This window comes from Reyranella sp. (assembly GCF_965249915.1).
Taxonomy (GTDB): Bacteria; Pseudomonadota; Alphaproteobacteria; order Reyranellales; family Reyranellaceae; genus Reyranella.
Genome location: NZ_OZ252257.1, coordinates 1 through 17,711, shown reverse-complemented (window position 1 = coordinate 17,711; position 17,711 = coordinate 1). Strand labels below are relative to the sequence as shown.

The 17,711-nt window shown below is 68.4% G+C and carries 19 protein-coding genes; 10 read left to right on the top strand and 9 right to left on the bottom strand.

Annotation, left to right across the window (positions count from 1 at the left end; translation table 11 throughout):
- Positions 1-17 precede the first annotated feature (17 nt).
- Both ACP15H_RS00095 and ACP15H_RS00090 read left to right on the top strand, forming a co-directional pair.
- Positions 18-773 carry a tyrosine-protein phosphatase gene (locus ACP15H_RS00095; protein ID WP_425064201.1) on the top strand — a complete coding sequence of 252 codons (756 nt, stop codon included), beginning with the start codon at positions 18-20 and terminating at the stop codon, positions 771-773.
- A 22-nt stretch (positions 774-795) separates the two neighbouring features.
- Positions 796-2,031, top strand: a complete 1,236-nt coding sequence (locus tag ACP15H_RS00090; RefSeq protein WP_425064200.1) for an epoxide hydrolase family protein — start codon at positions 796-798, stop codon at positions 2,029-2,031.
- 203 nt (positions 2,032-2,234) lie between these two features.
- On the opposite strand, the gene ACP15H_RS00085 is transcribed toward ACP15H_RS00090, so the two are convergent.
- Entirely contained in the window at positions 2,235-3,488 is a 1,254-nt protein-coding gene (locus tag ACP15H_RS00085; protein ID WP_425064199.1) for an MFS transporter, read from the bottom strand.
- 186 nt (positions 3,489-3,674) lie between these two features.
- Positions 3,675-4,535: an FAS1-like dehydratase domain-containing protein gene (locus tag ACP15H_RS00080; protein ID WP_425064198.1), complete on the bottom strand. Its 861-nt coding sequence runs from the start codon at positions 4,533-4,535 to the stop codon at positions 3,675-3,677.
- Positions 4,536-4,580: 45 nt separating this feature from the next.
- Between ACP15H_RS00080 and ACP15H_RS00075 the strand changes: the two genes are divergently transcribed.
- Entirely contained in the window at positions 4,581-5,087 is a 507-nt protein-coding gene (locus ACP15H_RS00075; protein ID WP_425064197.1) for a GNAT family N-acetyltransferase, read from the top strand.
- 110 nt (positions 5,088-5,197) lie between these two features.
- Here ACP15H_RS00075 and ACP15H_RS00070 read toward each other — a convergent pair whose 3' ends face one another.
- A complete protein-coding gene (locus ACP15H_RS00070) occupies positions 5,198-6,094 on the bottom strand; it encodes a TauD/TfdA dioxygenase family protein (RefSeq protein ID WP_425064196.1) in 897 nt (298 codons plus the stop codon).
- Positions 6,095-6,177: 83 nt separating this feature from the next.
- Between ACP15H_RS00070 and ACP15H_RS00065 the strand changes: the two genes are divergently transcribed.
- Together ACP15H_RS00065 and ACP15H_RS00060 are read left to right on the top strand one after the other, a co-directional pair.
- A complete protein-coding gene (locus ACP15H_RS00065; protein ID WP_425064195.1) occupies positions 6,178-6,825 on the top strand; it encodes a TIGR02466 family protein in 648 nt (215 codons plus the stop codon).
- On the top strand, positions 6,825-8,108 hold the full coding sequence (locus ACP15H_RS00060; RefSeq protein WP_425064194.1) for a tetratricopeptide repeat protein: 1,284 nt from the start codon (positions 6,825-6,827) through the stop codon (positions 8,106-8,108). The genes ACP15H_RS00065 and ACP15H_RS00060 overlap by 1 nt, the downstream gene beginning before the upstream one ends.
- Before the next feature lie 74 nt (positions 8,109-8,182).
- Here the strand turns inward: ACP15H_RS00060 and ACP15H_RS00055 are convergent, their stop codons facing one another.
- From ACP15H_RS00055 to ACP15H_RS00035, 5 genes are all read right to left on the bottom strand, one after another.
- On the bottom strand, positions 8,183-9,199 hold the full coding sequence (locus tag ACP15H_RS00055; protein ID WP_425064193.1) for an LLM class flavin-dependent oxidoreductase: 1,017 nt from the start codon (positions 9,197-9,199) through the stop codon (positions 8,183-8,185).
- Positions 9,200-9,204: 5 nt separating this feature from the next.
- Complete coding sequence (locus tag ACP15H_RS00050; RefSeq protein WP_425064192.1) at positions 9,205-10,158, bottom strand: acetyl-CoA carboxylase carboxyltransferase subunit alpha; 954 nt, start codon at positions 10,156-10,158, stop codon at positions 9,205-9,207.
- Positions 10,159-10,191: 33 nt separating this feature from the next.
- Positions 10,192-11,133, bottom strand: a complete 942-nt coding sequence (xerD, locus tag ACP15H_RS00045) for a site-specific tyrosine recombinase XerD (protein ID WP_425064191.1) — start codon at positions 11,131-11,133, stop codon at positions 10,192-10,194.
- Positions 11,130-12,602: a hypothetical protein gene (locus tag ACP15H_RS00040; protein WP_425064190.1), complete on the bottom strand. Its 1,473-nt coding sequence runs from the start codon at positions 12,600-12,602 to the stop codon at positions 11,130-11,132. The genes xerD and ACP15H_RS00040 overlap by 4 nt, the downstream gene beginning before the upstream one ends.
- A gap of 142 nt (positions 12,603-12,744) precedes the next feature.
- Positions 12,745-12,924: a hypothetical protein gene (locus ACP15H_RS00035; RefSeq protein WP_425064189.1), complete on the bottom strand. Its 180-nt coding sequence runs from the start codon at positions 12,922-12,924 to the stop codon at positions 12,745-12,747.
- A gap of 94 nt (positions 12,925-13,018) precedes the next feature.
- On the opposite strand from ACP15H_RS00035, the gene ACP15H_RS00030 reads away from it, so the two are divergent.
- From ACP15H_RS00030 to ACP15H_RS00015, 4 genes are read left to right on the top strand one after another with little or no spacing between them, the layout of a single operon-like run.
- The gene (locus ACP15H_RS00030; protein WP_425064188.1) at positions 13,019-13,612 is read left to right on the top strand and encodes a shikimate kinase; all 594 of its coding nucleotides are present in this window, start codon (positions 13,019-13,021) and stop codon (positions 13,610-13,612) included.
- Positions 13,609-14,736 carry a 3-dehydroquinate synthase gene (aroB, locus tag ACP15H_RS00025; RefSeq protein ID WP_425064187.1) on the top strand — a complete coding sequence of 376 codons (1,128 nt, stop codon included), beginning with the start codon at positions 13,609-13,611 and terminating at the stop codon, positions 14,734-14,736. Before ACP15H_RS00030 ends, aroB begins: the two co-directional genes overlap by 4 nt.
- Positions 14,737-14,743: 7 nt before the next feature.
- Positions 14,744-16,048, top strand: coding sequence for an HlyC/CorC family transporter (locus ACP15H_RS00020; protein WP_425064186.1), 1,305 nt, complete (start codon positions 14,744-14,746; stop codon positions 16,046-16,048).
- Between the two features lie 28 nt (positions 16,049-16,076).
- On the top strand, positions 16,077-16,730 hold the full coding sequence (locus ACP15H_RS00015; protein ID WP_425064185.1) for a DUF2889 domain-containing protein: 654 nt from the start codon (positions 16,077-16,079) through the stop codon (positions 16,728-16,730).
- A gap of 130 nt (positions 16,731-16,860) precedes the next feature.
- Here the strand turns inward: ACP15H_RS00015 and ACP15H_RS00010 are convergent, their stop codons facing one another.
- Positions 16,861-17,145, bottom strand: a complete 285-nt coding sequence (locus ACP15H_RS00010; RefSeq protein ID WP_425064184.1) for a BolA family protein — start codon at positions 17,143-17,145, stop codon at positions 16,861-16,863.
- A 52-nt stretch (positions 17,146-17,197) separates the two neighbouring features.
- Here ACP15H_RS00010 and ACP15H_RS00005 point away from each other — a divergent pair.
- Positions 17,198-17,711, top strand: a 514-nt coding sequence (locus tag ACP15H_RS00005; RefSeq protein ID WP_425064183.1) for a J domain-containing protein, incomplete at its 3' end; no start/stop codon positions are given.

Here is a 17,711-nt window from a genome sequence, read left to right as displayed (position 1 = left end):
GCGTGGTAGAAAACACCATGCCTGACACCAGCCTTCCCTTCGTTCTGGCCCTTCAGGGCGGCTCCAACTTCCGCGACCTCGGCGGCTACAGGACTGAGGACGGACGCACCGTGCGACGCAACGCGGTGTTCCGCTCGGCCCATCTCGGCGGGCTGACCGCCGAAGACCGCAGCGCCCTCGGACGCCTCGGCGTGCGCACCATCGTCGACCTGCGCGGGGTCAGCGAAGCGGCCGAGACGCCGCACCTGATCGAGGGCCTCGCGTGCCGCATCGTCGGCGCCCACATCGAACCGGGCGTCGGCGACAAGATCCGCGGCGCCGTGGCCGACGGATCCGCCAACCCTCACATCATGATGGGGTTCCTCACGGATCATTATCGCGACTATCCGCGCCGCTGCGCGCCGGGTTTCCGCACCCTGTTCTCGACCCTGAGCGACGGCGAACATCGACCGCTGGTATTCCACTGCACCGCCGGCAAGGACCGCACCGGCTTCGCCTCGGCCCTGCTGCTCTCCCTGCTCGGCGTGCCCTGGGAAACGGTGCTGGAGGATTACCTCCGCACCAACGAACTCTGGACCGGCCATATCGGCCGCTATCCCGAACTCGACATCGACACCCGCGCCGCCATCATCGAGGCGCGCACGCCCTATCTCGAAGCCGCCTTCGAGGTCGTCCGCGGCGACTTCGGCTCGCCCGAGGCCTTTGCGGAGAAGGCGCTCGGGATCGACGCGGCCGCCCGCGAGCGGCTGAAGGCGGATTTGCTGGAGGGGTGAGTTCCGCGCTACGCCTGTCGGCATGGCCGACACGCGCTACGACACTCCCGAGCCCTTCAAGGTCGATATTCCCGAGCGGGCGCTGATCGATCTCGACGAGCGCCTGCGCCGCTGGCGCCCGCCGGTGGCGATTGCCGATAACGGCTCCTGGGCGTCCGGAACCGATCCCGCCTTCCTGGCCGAGCTGGTCGACTACTGGCGCCATGGCTACGACTGGCAGCGCTGCCAGGAGGCCATCAACCGCTTTCCCAACTACCTGGTCGATATCGGTCCGCAGCGCCTTCATTTCATCCGCGAGCCCGGCACCGAGGTCGAGGACGCGCCGCGGCCCTTGCCGCTGGTCGTCACCCATGGCTGGCCGGGATCGATCGTCGAGTTCCTGCACCTCATCGATGTCCTCGCCCATCCCGAGGACCATGGCGGCGATCCGCTCGACGCCTTCGACGTGATCGTGCCCTCGCTGCCGGGCTACGGCTTCTCAGGCCCGCCGATCCGCGAGAACGGCACGACGGGCCCGATCGGGCCGCGCGCCATTGCGGGCCTCTGGCACAAGCTCGTCACCGAGAAACTCAATTACGAACGTCCCTACGGCATCCAGGGCGGCGACTGGGGCAGCGTCGTGTCGTCGTGGCTGGCGTTCGACCATCCGCAGCAGGACGAATCGGGCGTCCTCGGCGTGCATCTCAACATGATGGGGCTGCGGCCGGGCCTCGATCTCGAGACGGCCACCTTGAGCGCCGACGAGCAGGCCTGGCTGGCGAAGATGGGCAGCGCGCTCGACGACAAGACCGCCTACCAGCGCATCCACGCGACACGGCCGCAGACCCTGGGCGTCGCGCTCGCCGATTCGCCGGTCGGGCTGGCCGCCTGGATCGTCGAGAAGTTCCAGGCGTGGAGCGACTGCGGCGGCGATCCGCTCAAGCGCTTCTCGATGGACACGCTGCTCGACAACATCATGGTCTACTGGCTGACCGGCACCGCCGGCACCTCGACGTGGCTCTATCGCGGCGTCACCGAGCAGAAGCCGCGAACGCTGCCTGCAGGGGCGAAGGTCGAAACGCCCACGGGCTTCGCCGCCTTCCCCGCCGACATTGCGCCCGCCCCGCCACGCGAATGGATCGAGCGCACTTACAATCTCCGCCGCCACACGATCATGCCGAGCGGCGGCCACTTCGCGGCGCTAGAGGAACCGGAGCTTCTGGTGGAGGACATCCGGTCCTTCTTCCGCCCCCTGCGCTACGGCGCGGCGAACGATTAGAGCGGGCTGACTTGAGATCCGATGCCTTCCTCTTTCACCTCCCCCGTCTTACGGGGGAGGCCGGGAGGGGGAAAGCAACGCGAAGAATTCTTGGCGTGGAGAGTTCCGAAACCGTGGCCTTCCCCCTCCGGCCCTTCGGGCCACCTCCCCCGTGTGACGGGGGAGGAAAGTGGTAAGTAAAACGGGACGATCCTCAGGCCACTCTAGATCGCCAGAACTCGCGGCCGCTGCGCCATCAGCGCCGCGATCACGCCCAGCGTCGCCAGCGTGCCGAACAGCAGCAGCGAATCGGTGTAGGTGCCGCTCCAGTCGCGCAGCATGCCCGAGGCGAGCGGCCCGGCGGCCTGCGCCGTGACCTGCAACGACAGCGCCACGCCACGAATGGCGCCATAGCTCTCGCGGCCGAAATAATCGGCCCAGGCCACGGGCAGCAGCAGCAGGATGCCGCCGATGCCGATGCCGAACAGACCGGCGGCCGCCATCGCGCTCTCGACCCCCGAGACGAAGATCAGCCCGTAGCTGCCGAGCGCCATGCAGGCCGCACACAGCGCCATCTGGTAGCGCACCGGCCACCGGCGCGGCAGGAAGCCGATGCCGAAGCTCGCCACCCCCGAAAGCATGGCGACGAAGGCGATAACCGAAGCCGCCGCAACCGGCGACAGGCCACGCTCGATCAGGTGCGGCGCGTTGTGCAGGCTGACCCCGGCCTGCACGGGAAACAGCAGGACGGTGTAGAGCGAGAGCAGCCAGAAGGCCGGCGTCCGCATCGCCTGTGCCCGGCTCCAGCGCGGCTCGACGAGCGGGGCGGCCTTGCCGTCGGCCAGCCTGTCGGGCTGCAGGCCGACATCCTCCGGGCGCCGCACCAGCAGGAGCCAGCACGGCACGAAGCCGACCAGCAGCACCGTCGCGCCGACCGCGATCCAGCCGGCGCGCCAGTCGGCACCGCTTATGGCAAACTGCGCGATCAGCGGCAGCCCGACCAGCCCCGCCATCTGCGCCAGAGTCGCGAACGATGCCGCGATACCACGGCGCGCCACGAACCAGTTGTTGAGGGCGCCGTAGAGGCCGAGGTCGAACGGCCCGGCCCAGATCATCCGCGCGAAGCAGAACAGCACGTAGAACAACAGCAACGACTGGATGAGCGACAGCGCCATGCAGGCGATGCCCGTGCCCGCCACCGCGAGGCAGAGCACGAGGCGCGCGCCACGGCGATCGACGAACGGCCCGATCAGCGGCGAGAGGATCGCCGCCAGCACGCCGCCCAGCGACACCGCGCCCGACATCTCCGTGCGCGACCAGCCGAACGCCTCGGTCATCGGCACGACGAAGATCGAGAGCACGGCCACCGCCGGCCCCTGCCGCGCGAAGCCCGCGAGGCAGATGCAGCCCAGCACCACCCAGCCGTAGAAGAACGGCAGCCGCGGAATCAGGAACCGCGGCAGGGGTGGTGCTCGCATCCGCAACCCGGAGTCTTTCTGACTCAAAGTCAGCCCCCAAATACCTCATCCCGAGGAGCGCGCGCAGCGCGCGTCTCGAAGGATGGGCAACGAGCGTGGTGTCTGTAGCCCATGCTTCGAGACGGCTGCTCCGCAGCCTCCTCAGCATGAGGAGGTAGTTGGATCACAATTCCATTCAACCAGACCCTAGGCGAAGGTGGCCGTCGCCTGCGCCGCGATCGTGCCCTGGGGCGTCACCGTCCAGAGTTCCGCACCCTTGCCGTCCGCGGTCGGCCGGCCGATCGCGTCGAACGGCGCGGTGTCGAACAGCGGCGCGCGGGCGCGGATGGCGAAGCTCCTGATCGGCCGCCCGGGGTTGGAATCGCGCAGCAGGTCGAACAGGCATTGCTGGGCGAAGGGCCCGTGCACGACGAGACCGGGATAGCCTTCTGTCTCGATGCAGTAGGTCCGGTCGTAATGAATGCGGTGTGGGTTGAAGGTGATGGCCGAGTAACGGAACAGCATTACCGGATCGACCTTGATCGTCCGCCGCCACGGCACGTCGGTGGGCGCCGCTTCGCGCACCGGCACGCCGCTCTTCTCGCCGGCCTTCACCTCTTCGCGGAACACGGTGTTGGCGACCTCGGTGACGGCAAGCCCGCGCGGCGTGTAGATCCGGCGCGTCTGGCTGGTGACGATGAGGCTGCCGGTGCCGCCGCCGCGCAGCTGCACATCGGAGAACTCGGTCTCGCGGCGGAGCCTGTCGCCGACGCGGATATCGCCCTCGAACGTGAAGGTCGAGCCGGCATACATGCGGCGCGGTAGCGGGATCTTGGGCAGCACGCCACCCTCGGTCGGCAGCCCGTCCTCGGCCAGCACGTTGCGGCGGGCATAGGAATGCAGGAAGCAGAGATGCCAGCCCGGCGCGATAGGCTCGCCCTCTTCCGGCACCTTGTCGTCGCGGTCGAAGGTCGCGATCATCGCCTTGAGCGGCGCCTGCGTGACGACGTCCTCGTCCTCGATCTTGCGGCCGAGTTCCTTCTTGAGCGGTTCGATGTCGATGGTCATGGGTACTTCCTCCGGGCCTGGCGACAGCGTACCCAATCGGGCGTCATGATTCGCCACCCGCATCCGCCTGAAATCAAGCTGCTGCCGCAGATCGAAAACGAAGCCGACCTGCGCTATCGCCGCGTGGGCCTCGGCCGCGTCGTCGACATGCCGCCCGCCAGTCTCGCCTCGCTCGAAGCCGGCCGGCGCGAAGGCCGGCTGTGGGTCGCGGTGTCGCCGCTTGGCCGGCCCATCGGTTTCGCCCTGATGAAGTTTCCCGGTAGCGCCGCGTGGCTCGACCAGCTTTCGGTGCTGACCCGCTGGCAGGGGTACGGCTTCGGCAGTGCATTGATCGAACAGGTCGCGACAGCCGCTCGCAGCCTGGGCCATCGCACGCTCCATCTCTCGACCTATCGCGATGTCTCGTGGAACGCCCCGTACTATTCACGCCGTAGCTTCGTGGAGATGCCGCGCGGGGACTGGCCGCACATCTTCCGCATGCAGGCCATGGAAGAGAACCAGCATGGCCATCCGCCGTGGCGGCGGACCATCATGCGACGGTCCCTCGATTGAGGGGCGTTGCGTAGCCCCCTCACCCAGCCTCTCCCCCTGGCGGGGGAGAGGAGTCTGAATTCATGTTCCTCTCCCCCGATGCGCGGAGAAGTGAGGCGAGGGTTGGCGCACTATTCCGCGGCGACGGAGAGGCCCATCTGCTCGCAGGTCGGAGCCACGTCGGAGACGGTGGCGCGGCGCATGTCGCGCTTGTAGCGCTGGTCGTCGAACTCCATGCCGCGATGCATGGTGCAGCGATTGTCCCAGATCACCAGATCCTTCTCGCGCCAGCGATGGGCGTGGACGAACTGACGCTGCGTCGCGTGCGCGGTGAGCTCGTCGATGAGCTGGCGCGCCTCGTCGTCGGCCATGCCGCGGATCGCGCCGGCGTGGCTGGCGATGTAGAGGCTCATGCGGCCCGAGTCGGGGAGGCGCCGGACCAGGACCTGCGGCACCGGCGCGAAGGCCGCGCGCTCGCTCTCGTCGAAATCCTTGAAGCCCAGCCGGGCGCGCGACGTCATGATCGAATGCTCGGCGACCAGCCCGGCGATCCGCTCCTTGGTCGTGTCGGGCAGCGCGTCGTAGGCCGCCCGCATGTCGGCGAACTCGGTATGGCCGCCGATCGGCGGGATCGAGCGCGCATGCAGCATCGAGCAGTAGGCCGGCAGGCGCTTGAACGACGAGTCCGTGTGCCAGAGGCGATTGCCGAGATTGTAGAGACGCTGGCGGTTGTTGGTCTCGAGGATGCGGTTCTCGGCGTCGAGATTGCCGACATCGGCCATGTTCTGGTGCAGGCGCAAATTATGGCCCTTGCGCGCCATGAAGACGGTCGTCTCGAGCGGACCGAAATGGCGCGCGAAGGCGAGCTGGCTCTCGTCGTCGAATTCCTGGTCGGGGAAGACCAGAACCGCATACTTGGTGAAAGCCGCGCGGATCGCGGCGAGGTCTTCGCTCGAGACCTTGTTCAGGGCGACATCGCCGACTTCGGCCACGAAGTCGGGCGTCACGGCATGGATCGACACAGCCACCGGGCTTCCTCCTTGCTCTTGCTTATGCGGCGGATTGGATCACCTAACGGACAATCGGGCAATCGCGCGATATACTTTCAGCCATGATCGAGAAGCAGGAAGTGCAGGAGATCTTCCCGACCCCGTTGTGGATCGTGGACCTCCAGCCGGCAGCCGCAGCCACCCTCAATGGGAAACTCAAGGCCGAGATCGAACGTTTGATCGCGCCGCGACCCAAGGTCCCGGCCGGCAGCAACTGGCAGACGCCGCAGGATCTCCACACGCGCCCGGCGTTTGCGGAGTTCACCAAGCTGGTCGAGCTGGCGGCCCGCGGCGTCGCCCGCTTCCTGCAGGTCGATCAGTATCCGATGGCGATCACCGGCTGCTGGGCGAACGTCAATCCGCCCGGCGCCTATCATCCGATGCACCACCATCCGAACAACTACCTGAGCGGCGTCTACTACGTGTCGATCCCGGCCGGCGGTTCGCAGATCGTGTTCCAGGATCCGCGCGGCCAGGCCTCGATGATCATGCCCAGGCCGCGCCAGTACACGCGCCTCACCGCCAACGGCGCCAACGCGCCGAGCAAGGAGGGCCGCATGGTGATCTTCCCGTCCTGGCTGAAGCACACGGTGCAGGCCAATGACGGCGAGAGCGACCGCATCAGCATCTCGTTCAACCTGATGTTCAAGAATTTCAGCGAGACCATGGCTTCCCCGATGTGGGATCCCACGGCGGGCAAGGACAAATGATGAGCCTGCAGGATCGCTACGGCAACCAACTCGCCACCCGGTCGACCGCGGCGCGCGACGCCTATCTGGCGGGTGTCGAGAGCCTGATGAGCGCGACCCCCGGCATGGAAGCCGCCTTCCAGGAGGCGATCGACGCCGACGAGACTTTCGCGCTGGGCCATATCGCGCTGGCGCGCGCCAAGCAGCTGCTCGGCCGCGGACACGAGGCCAAGGCGCCGCTCGCCCGCGCGAAGGAGCTGGCCGGCGACGCCAGCCCGCGCGAGCAGAGCCAGATCGCGATCTTCGAAAAGATCCTGACCGGCCAGGCCGCCGCCGCGCTCGAGGCGATTCGCGAACACATGAAGGACTGGCCGCGCGACGGCATGGCGCTGGCGCCCGCCACCGGCGTGTTCGGCCTGATCGGCTTCTCGGGCAAGCAAGGCCGCGAGGTGGATCAGCTCGCCTTCCTCGAACCGTTCGAGAAGCACTATGGCGACGACTGGTGGTTCCGCACCCAGCTCGCCTTCGCTCAGGTCGAATTGCAGAAGCTCGACGAGGGCCGGCGCAACATCGACGCCGCGCTCGATGCCTTTCCGAAGAGCGCTCACGCCGCCCATATCTGCGGCCATCTCTTCTACGAGCTGGGCGAGCGCGAAGAGGGACTAGCCTTCCTGCGGGAGTGGATGAAGGACTATCCGCGCGAAGGCCTGATGCATGTCCACAACAGCTGGCATCTCGCGCTGTGGTCGATGGAGACCGGGCGGATGGCGGAGGCCTGGCGCCTCTACGACGAGGCGCTCCGCCCCGCCGTCGCCTGGGGACCGCAGATCAACGTCGCGACCGACTGCGCGGCCTTCCTGGCCCGCGCCGAGATGGCAGGCGAAGCGCGCCGGCCGGACCGCTGGCGCGAGCTGGCGGACTACGTCACCAAATGGTTCGGGCGGCCGGGCCTGGGCTTCGTCGACATGCACACGGTGCTGGCCTATGCGATGGCCGGCGACGACGCGGCCCTGGCGAAGTTCACGGAGACGCCGGCGGGCGCAACCGCCGACCTGCTGGCGCCGCTGGCGCGCGGCTTCGCGGCCTATGCCCAGGGCGACTGGAGCCGCGCCGTCGAAGAGATCGAACCGCTGCTCGCCACGCATGAGCGCCTGGGCGGCAGCCGGGCGCAACGCGACCTGCTGGAATATCTGGTGACGTCGGCGATGGTGAAAGCCGGCCGCGCGAGCGAGGCCCGCGCGATGATCGAGACGCGCCGGCCGCAGAACGGCAAGGGCAAGGGATTCCCGCTGGCGGGGCTCTAATCATTGGAGCGCGCCACTCTAGTGGCGCAATCATGATCATGAGCGCCACTGGAGTGGCGCGCTCCGATGATACGCTACGGGCTCAACCCGAACTCTTCGGCCAACAACTCGTACGACCGCTTCCGCTTCTCGAAGTCGTAGCAGATCGTCACCGCCATGATCTCGTCGACCTCGTAGGCGGCGGCGTGGCGTTCGAGCCCGGCCCTCACCGTCTTGGGCGAGCCGACCACCGAGCGGCGGCGCAGCGCCGGCAGCCAGCGCTCGGCGCCGGGCGCCTTCGCGGCTTCCGTCGCTTCCGCAACCGAGGGGACGGGACCGGGATTGCCCAGCGTCCGCAGGCGCATCGCCCAGACCTCGCGGCTGCGCGACAGCAGGTCGGCCTCCTCGTCGGTTTCCGCGCAGAGCACCGAGATCGCCATCATGGGCATCGGCTTGGGATGGAGCGACGACGGCTTGAAGTGCGCGCGATAGGCGCGAGTGACGCCATCGCCGCCGTCGGGATTGATGAAGTGGGCGAAGCAGAAGGGCAGGCCGAAATGCGCCGCCAGCGCCGCGCTGTCGTCGCTCGATCCCAGCAGCCAGACATCGGGGGCCGTCTCGCCGGTCGGCTGCGCCACGACGCCGGTGCCTTCGTGGTTCAGCGGCAGAGCGTCGTGCAGCCAGGCGACCAGATCGCGCACCTGGTAGGGATACTTCTCGGCATCGCTCCAGTTGGGCTTGCCGTCGGCCAGGATGCGCATCGTGTGCTGGTCGCTGCCCGGGGCGCGGCCGATGCCGACATCGATGCGGCCGGGGAACAGCGTCTCGAGCATGCGGAAGTTTTCCGCCACCTTGTAGGCGCTGTAGTGCGGCAGCATCACGCCGCCCGATCCGACGCGGATGCGCTCGGTGAGACCCGCAACCCGCGTGATCAGCACCTCGGGCGTCGAGCCGGCCAGTGCCTCGCTGCTATGATGCTCGGCCAGCCAGTAGCGCGTGTAGCCCAGCCGGTCGCAGAGCTGCGCCAGTTCCAGCGTGTCGCGCACGGCTTCCGCCGGCGTGCCGCCCTTGCGGATCGGCGACTGGTCGAGAACGCTGAGGCGCAGCGACAAGGAAGTCAGAGACCCTTCTTGCCCATCGCCAGGAACTTGTCCTGGCGACGCTCGCGCAACGTGTCGGCGTCGAGCTTGGAGAGGTCGGCGATCGCTTCGGCCACGACCTTGCCCACGACGTCGATCGTCTCGGTGGCTGCGCGATGGGCGCCGCCCATCGGCTCGGGGATCACGTCGTCGATCACTTCGAGCTTCTTGAGGTCGGCGGCAGTGACCTTCATCGCCTCGGCGGCATCCTGCGCGTTGGCGTTGTTGCGCCACAGGATCGAGGCGCAGCCTTCCGGCGTGATCACCGAGTAGACCGAGTTCTCCAGCATGTAGACGCGGTCGGCCGAGGCGATGGCGAGCGCACCGCCCGAACCGCCCTCGCCGATCACCACGCTGACCAGCGGCACGCCGAGCCCGAGACAGGTCTCGATCGAGCTGGCGATGGCTTCGGCCTGGCCGCGCGCCTCGGCCTCGATGCCGGGATAGGCGCCGGGCGTGTCGACCAGCGTCAGCACCGGCAGCTTGAAGCGGTCGGCGAGCCGCATCAGGCGCTGCGCCTTGCGATAGCCCTCGGGCCGCGCCATGCCGAAATTGTGCTTGATGCGCGAGTCGGTGTCGTCGCCCTTCTGCTGGCCCAGCACGACGATGCTGCGGCCCTGCAGGCGGCCCATGCCGCCCACGATGGCGGCGTCCTCGCCGAAGGCGCGGTCGCCGGCCAGCGGCGTGTAATCGGTGATCAGCCGGTCGATATAGGCCTGCGCATGCGGCCGCTCAGCGTGGCGGGCAACCTGCACCCGCTGCCACGGCGTCAGCCTCGCGTAGGTCGCGCGAATCTGCTTATGCGCCTTTTCCTGCAGGCGCATGACTTCCTCGGCGATGTCGACATCGCCGGAATTGGGAAGATGCCGAAGCTCGGCGATCTTGCCTTCCAGCTCCGCAATCGGCTTCTCGAAGTCGAGGTAAATCGTCATTGAGGGCAGGTGTCGCCCGGTCGCGGAATCCTGTCAACCGGCCGGCCGGCGCTTTCGCCGGGCCAGCGGATGATGCTCCTGAACCAGCGAGCGCAGCTTCTCGTCGAGCACGTGCGTATAGATCTGGGTGGTGGCGATATCTGCATGGCCCAGCATCAATTGGACGGAGCGCAGATCGGCGCCGCCCGCCAGCAGATGGCTGGCGAAGGCGTGGCGCAGCACGTGCGGCGACACGCGCGCGGGATCGATGTCGGCGGCCAGCGCGGCTTCCTTCAGGAGCTGTGCGAAACGCTGTCGTGTCAGGTGCCCGGTCCGGCCGCGCGACGGAAACAGGAACTTCGAGGTTTCGCCTTCGGCGAGCTGGCCGCGGCGCATGTGCAGCCACGCGACGATGGCCGTCCGTGCCGGGTCCGACAGCGGCACCAGCCGCTCCTTGTCGCCCTTGCCGCGGACCAGCAGCATCGAGGGATCGCGTTCGACGGCGGACAGAGGAAGGCTGACCAGCTCCGACACGCGCAGGCCGGCCGCGTAGAGGATTTCAAGCAGCGTCGCCATGCGCCCGCCATCGACCGCATCCTTGGTGCGCGCCGCCTCGATCAGCCGATCGACTTCCTCGCGCGACAGGACCTTGGGCAGCGGGCGGCCGAGCCGCGGCGAATCGAGGGTGCTCGCCGGATCGTCGTCGCGCAGCCGCTCGGCCAGCAGGAACCGGAAGAACTGGCGCATCACCGAGAGGCGCCGCGCCACCGTGCGCGGCGTCATGCCGACATAGTCGAGCGACTTCAGATAGGCACGCAACGCCGCCGCGTCGGCCGTCGCCGGGCTTTGCTTGCGCCGCGTCAGGAAACTCTGGAGATCGGCCAGGTCGGCTGCGTAGGCGAGCAGCGTGTTCTTGGAGGCGCCGCGCTCGGCCTGCAGCATCTCGAGAAACGCCTCGGCCTCGCGCACGTGGCTGAAGGGAGGCTTGCGCTTCACAGGCCGTAGGCGATCGCGACTTCGACCGCGAACAGCCTCCCCGCATACTCTTCGCCGACCTGGCGCAACGCCCGCACGATCGCGCCGACCGCAGCCGGATGCAGTTCGCCGAGCGGGGTTTCGCCGCTGGCGATGCAGGCCAGCAGCGCGGTCTCGGCACGGCGACGGCCGGTCGCCGCCGCCTGCAGCATCTGCATCGTGGCCGCGGGCGGCGACACGAGCCGGGCCGCGCCCGGCGTCTCGGGCAGGTTCGTCGCCTTGGCGGGAATGTCGAAGCCGATGGCGCGGAACAGTTCGAGCAGGAGATAGCCGCGCAGCGGCGCCTGCGCCTGGTTCTCCTTCGCCAGCACCTCGTACCAGCGATTGATCTCCTCGGGCGGCAGCCGCTTGGCGTCGTCGACGCCGGCCACGGCCATCAACGGCATCAGCCGTTCGAGCGAGCCCATCGCGCGGCTGTCGTTGAAGGCCGTCGACACGGCGAGGCGCGTCCATGCCTTGCCCTGCTGCTTGTCGCCCAGCAGCAGGAAGCCGCGAATGACCTCCTGCGCCACGGCCGCATATTCCGGTTTGGGCGCCACGTTCATCAGCGCCCCCGCGCTGGCCCGGGCAACCGTCGGGAAGAGCGGGCCGCCGCGCTCGTCGCCATAGACCGCGGCGATCGCACTCATGAGCTGCTGCGCGTTCTGGGCCCCGCGCGCGGCCGCGACCATGCGCGCCCGCTTGGCCATCGGGGCCGGCAGCACGACCCTGTCGCGTACCGCTTCCAGATAGAGGTCGCCGAGCTTCGAGGCCTCGACGATGGCCAGCGCCTCGCCTCGCTCGGCAATGTCGAGCCGCGTCGGCACCGGCAGGGTCCGGTGAGCCACCAGCGAGCGCATCAGCGAGGGCTGCGTCGATCTCAGGGTCGCAGCCGACGGCTGGATGTAGGCCAGGTCGAGCATCACCATCGCCGGTCCGTCGAGCTGGGCGGGCGGCGGCGCGGTGGGCGACAGGCCTTCCGCCGCGATCTCGACCAGCCTGTAGAAGGCGGGATCGCTGGTGCGCAGGGAGGCCGCAGTTTCCCGCGCCCCGGCATTGTCGCCGGCCACCAGCTTGCAGACGGTGCCGGCGCGGCGTGCGAAGGGCTCGGCCAGGGCATTGGTGCGCACGATCTGGCAGGCCGAGTCCTTTTCGCCGGCCATCATCAGCGCGTTGACCGTTGCCGCCGCCAGCGCCGGATCGGCATAACCGCCGATGCTGCGCACGATCTCGTTCAGGCTCTCGGCCTCGCCCATGGCGGCCAGCCGATCGACCTTGCGGGCGAACAGGCTGGGCGGCGGGCTGCCGTCGGAGGCCGGGGGCCGGACGTCGCTCACCAGCAGCTTGAACTGGAGGTCGCGCAAGGCGCGGCTGCGCGGCGCCGCCTGCAGGGACGAAACCAGTCGCTTGGCCGTGGCGAGCGATGTGCCGTTCCAGGCGTCGGCGGGCATGCCGCCGGTCTTTTCGGTGAGAAACCCGCTCGGGCGGCTATCGAAATCGATGGTCTGGGCCCGTACTGGGGCCGGGACTTGGGCCTGGGCCGAAGGCCATCCGAGGGTCAGGGAAGCGACAAGGACCGCCAGCGCGCCGCAGCTAGCGCGCAAAACGTTCATTGGGCACCGTGATCTCGAAGTGCTTGAGTGGGGGGCGCGGTTCGACGACCGCAAGGGCCACCAACCCGGCAAATACCAGGGTCAGGACGGCAACGATGATCACAGGCCCGAGACGCAGGGTGGGCATGCTGAATCGGTTTCTGGAGCGGAACAGGGCCACGACGCCGGCAACCTACTCGGCCGCCGTCCGGGCGGCAATTGCCGAGAGCGAAGACGAACGACTTCGGGACCGGTCGCTTGAAACCCGAGGCATTATGGGCGACATCCATGGCCTGCAGCTCGACATGGACGCCACTTCCCCCCTGTCCTTGCCGCGCACCGTGGCCCTCGTCGGGTTGATGGGCGCGGGCAAGAGCGCCATCGGCAAACGGCTGGCGGCAAGACTCGGCCTCCCGTTCGTCGATGCAGACGACGAGATCGAGCGCGCCGCCGGCTGCACGATCGCCGAATTCTTCGAAAGATATGGCGAGCAGGAGTTCCGCGCGGGCGAGCGCCGCGTGATCGGCCGCCTGCTGGAGGAGTCACCGCACGTCCTGTCGACCGGCGGCGGCGCCTACATGGACCCCGAGACGCGGGCGCTGATGAAGACCCGCGCGCTCACCGTGTGGCTGCGCGCCGAACTCGACGTGCTGTTCGACCGGGTGAAGAAGCGCGCGCACCGTCCGCTGCTCCGCCAAGGCGATCCCAGGGAAATTCTCGCGCGCCTCATGCAGCAGCGCTACCCGATCTATGCGGAGGCCGACATCGTGGTCGATTCGACCGCCCAACCGGCCGAACGCACCACCGAGCAGGTGATCGACGCCATCCGCGCGCATCTGCAGGCCCAGACGACAGGACAAACGGCATGAGTTCACCTCGCACCATTCGCGTCGACCTGGCCGGTCGCGCCTACGACATCGCCATCGGTCCCGGCCTGATCGACCGCGCCGGCGAACTCGCGCGCCCGCTGCTGGCCGCGCCGCGGGTCACGATCGTGAGCGACGACACGGTGGCACCGCTCTACGGCGCGCGCCTCGCCGCTTCGTTCGACAAAGCGGGCGTCGAGACGCGCATGGTGACCGTGCCCGCCGGCGAGAGCAGCAAGGACTTCGCGAGCTTCGGCCGTCTGATGAACGAGCTGCTCGACCTGCGACCCGACCGCAAGACCACGCTGGTGGCGTTGGGCGGCGGCGTGGTGGGCGACCTCACGGGCTTCGCCGCGGCGGTGCTGTTGCGCGGCGTCGATTTCATCCAGGTGCCGACGACTCTCCTGGCCCAGGTCGATTCCTCGGTCGGCGGCAAGACCGGCATCAACACCCGCCACGGCAAGAACCTGGTCGGCGCCTTCTACCAGCCGCGCCTCGTCCTCGCCGATACCGCGGTGCTCGACACGCTGCCGCGCCGCGAGCTGCTGGCGGGCTATGCCGAGGTCGCGAAGTACGGGCTGATCGACGATCCCGACTTCTTTACCTGGTGCGAGAAGAACGGCGAGGCCGTGCTGGCGGGCGATGCCGCGGCCCGCACCTATGCGATCGAGCAGAGCTGCCTTTCCAAGGCGCGCATCGTGGCGGCCGACGAGCGCGAGACCACGGACCTGCGCGCCCTGCTCAATCTCGGCCACACGTTCGGCCATGCGCTGGAGGCCGAAACCGGTTTCGGCGGGGCGCTGTTGCACGGCGAAGCCGTCGGCGCGGGCATGGCGATGGCTTTCGACCTGTCGGCCCGGCTGGGCCTCTGCCCGCCCGAGGATGCCGAGCGCGTGCGCCGCCATCTCGGCGCCGTCGGCCTGCCGGTCCGGCTGCGCACGATCGGCGGCGACAACAGCCGCACCTGGAACGCGGCGAAGCTGGTCGAGCACATGCGCGGCGACAAGAAGGCCGAGGGCGGCAAGCTCACCTTCGTGCTCGCGCGCGGCATCGGCCGCTCCTTCGTCACCCGCGACGTCGACGAGGCGGGCCTGCGCGGCCTGCTCGACGACGCCATCGCGGCCTAGGAGCGGCATGGACGCCGAGCTGCATTTCGACATCCCGCTTTCCTTCGCGATTCCCCTCGTGGTGGTCTGCCTGTTCCTGGCGGCCTACCTCTCGGCCGCGGAGACGGCGATCACCGGCGCCTCGCGGCCGCGCATGCATCGCCTGGCCCTGCAGGGCCATCCGAACGCGGTCATCGTGAATGCGCTGCTCGACCGCAAGGACGAGACGGTGAGCGCCGTGCTGCTGGGCAACAACGTGGTCAACATCTTCTCCGCGTCGCTGTCGACGGCGGTGCTGACGGCCCTGTTCGGCGCGGCCGGCGTGGTCTACGCCACGCTGGTCATCGGCATCCTGATCGTGATCTTCGCCGAGGTCATGCCTAAGACCTGGGCGCTGCTGCGGGCCGACCGGGTGGCCCTGGCGCTGGCGCCGTCGATCATGGTCACGCTGACCATCCTGGGCCCGATGGCGCGCGGCGTCGCCGCGGTCTCGCGCTTCTTCCTCAGGCTCCTGAACGTCCGCACCGACCGCACGCCCGACGCCGACGAACAGAGCGAAGCGCTGCGCGGCGCCATCGAACTGCACGGCGAGGGCCAGATCGGCGACAGCGCGCCGGCCGAGAAGGCGATGCTGCGCTCGGTGCTCGATCTCGGCGACCGCACGGTGGGCGACGTCATGACCCATCGCGGCAACGTCGTGCTGATCGACGCCGACCAGCCGACCGAGGCCATCGTGACGCAGATGCTGGCGGCGCCCTTCACGCGCATCCCGCTCTATCGCGGCGAGGCCGACAATGTGGTCGGCATCATGCACGCCAAGGACCTGTTCCGCGCCGTCGAGGCGGCGGGCGGTCCGAAATCGGTGCAGATCGATCCGATCCTGACCCCGCCCTGGTTCATTCCGGAGTCCACGGTGCTGTTCGACCAGCTCGAGGCGTTCCGCGCCCGGCACGAGCATTTCGCCATCGTGGTCGACGAGTACGGCGCGCTGCGCGGCATCGTGACGCTCGAGGACATCATCGAGGAGATCGTGGGCGACATCGAGGACGAGCATGACGCGATCCGCCGCGGCGTGGCCCGGCGCGAGGACGGCAGCGTGGTCTGCCGGGGCGACGTGCCGATCCGCGACCTCAACCGCGAGTTCGGCTGGGGCCTGCCCGAGAGCGTCGCCACGACCATCGCGGGACTGGTGCTGCACGAGGCGCGACGCATTCCCGAAGTCGGCCAGGTTTATGCATTTTACGGTTTCCGCTTCGAGATTCTGAAGCGCGAGGGCACCCGCGTCGCCGAGTTGCGGATCGTGCCGCCCGCCGCCATACAGGCAGGCAACTGACTTCCACCTGACACAACGAGGAACGACCATGCCGCTTTCGCCGCCGGTCGGGCGACAGCACCTTCATACGCGCCGCGTCGTCTGCCAGGGTTTTTTCCGCGACGACGGGCTGTGGGACATCGAAGGCCGTATCACCGACGAGAAGACCTACGAACACGCCAACGAATGGCGCGGCCCGCTGCAGCCGGGCGACTTCGTGCACGACATGTCGATCCGGCTGACGATCGACCACAAGTTCACGATCGTCGATGCCGAGGCGGTGACCGACAAGTCTCCCTACAGCATGTGCGGCGACATCGCGCCGGCCTTCAGGAAGCTGATCGGCCTGCGCATCGGCGGCGGCTTCCATCGCGCGGTGCGCGAGCGGCTGGGCGGCGTCCATGGCTGCACCCACATCGTCGAGCTGCTGGGACCCGTCGCCACGACGGCCTTCCAGACCGTCTCGTCGAAGAAGGCGCAGGATCTCAACCGGGCGCATCGCGAGAAGACCGGCACCCTGCCGCCGAAGGATCCCGACGCGCCGCGCAAGCCCCCGCGCAAGCCCTACATGCTCGACACCTGCCACACCTGGGCGTCGGACAGCGAGGTCACCAAGCGCTGGGTGCCGCACTTCTATACCGGCCCCGACGCCGAAGCCGTGCGCGCCGCGGTCGAAGGCAAGGACGTGGAGATGGAAGGCTGACGGCAAGATACCGTCAGCCCAAGGATCCCTCGCTGCGCTCGGGATGACACCGCTTTTGAGAAAGGCGCACTGCGCCAATCCGACTATCCGTGTCATCCCGAGCGCAGCGAGGGATCCTTCTCTTTCCTCGTTATGACCGATTTCCGTCTTCGGCCGGCGTCAGGGTCTCCATCGCCAGGGCGTGCAGGCCGGCGTCGAGTTCTTCCTTGAGGGCGGCGTAGACGAGGCGCTGGCGGGCGACGCGGGTCTTTCCCTCGAAGGCCGGCGACACGATCTCCACCCGGAAATGCGTCTCGCCCCCTTCCCGCCAACCGGCATGGCCGTGATGTTTCGACGATTCGTCCTCGATGGCCAGACGCACCGGTTCGAAGGCCGCCCGAAGCTTGCTGTCAATCGCCGTCGCCACCTTGCCCATGACCATCTTGCCTCATCTTGCCGGTTCTACTGGTTGAACACATATTAGCCCGATGGCCCGACGGAGAGCGAACCCACTGGCGGCACTGGATGGTGCGAAGCCGCACCAGCGCGTCTGCGAGACCCCAGGCTGCCGCCTGCAGGGGGAATATCGTGCGCCGCGCGCCCGCGACAAGCTCGACGAGTATCGCTGGTTCTGCCTCGAGCATGTCCGCGACTACAACAAGAAGTGGGACTATTTCGCCGGCCTCGACTCCGACGAGATCGAGGCCCACATCCGCGCCGACACGACCTGGCGGCGGCCCGTCTGGCCGCTGGGCGCCCGCCGCAACGGCAATCCCTACGCCCATATCAAGGACCCGTTCGGCCTGGCCGACGATGCCGGCCTCGGGGAAAAGCCGCCGCCCAAGTACGATGGCAGCGAGCAACTGACCCCGGCCGAGCGCAACGCCATGGATGTCCTTGAACTTTCATGGCCCCTTACCCGGAAAGACGTGAAATCCCGGTACAAGGAGCTGGTGAAGCTCCACCATCCGGACGCCAACGGCGGCGCCCGGGAGGCCGAGG